Consider the following 576-nt stretch of genomic DNA (forward strand, 5'->3'; position numbering starts at 1 on the left):
CCCTGCATGCCGGTGGCCAGCAGGCTCGCGAACACCGTGATGCGCAGCACGCCCGGCTTGAAGATCAGCCAGAAGCTGGCGCTCTGCCCCGTGCGGGCCAGTTCGGCGCGGGTTTCGCGGAAGACGGCCGGCTCGCTGATGTTGCGGCGGATGTAGAGGATGAAGAGCGCGGGCAGCGCGCCCAGCCAGAACAGCACGCGCCAGGCGTACTGCTGGTCCACCAGCGCATAGACGGCCCAGAAGGCGATGGCCGACAGGCCCCAGCCCACGGCCCAGCTGCTCTGCACCAGGCCCACGGCCTTGCCGCGGTGGCGGGCGCGGATCATCTCGGCGATCAGCACCGAGCCCACCGACCATTCACCGCCGAAGCCCAGCCCCTGCAGCATGCGGGTGATGAACAGCTGTTCGGCCGACTGGGTGAAGCCGCTCAGGAAGGTGAAGAAGCTGAACCACAGCACCGTCAGCTGCAGGATCCGCACCCGGCCGTATCGGTCCGCCAGGATGCCGGCCAGCCAGCCGCCGACGGCCGAGCTGATGAGCGCGCCGGTGGCGATGTAGCCCGCCTCGGCCTTGGTC

Annotated in this window: 1 protein-coding gene; it reads right to left on the reverse strand. The window is 69.6% G+C overall.

The annotated features are described in order from the left end of the window. A partial coding sequence (locus K9U40_RS23280; RefSeq protein ID WP_282892442.1) for an MFS transporter occupies positions 1 to 576 on the reverse strand: 576 nt, incomplete at both ends.

The sequence above is a fragment of the Xanthobacter autotrophicus genome, assembly GCF_030015065.1.
Classification (GTDB): Bacteria; Pseudomonadota; Alphaproteobacteria; order Rhizobiales; family Xanthobacteraceae; genus Xanthobacter; species Xanthobacter autotrophicus_D.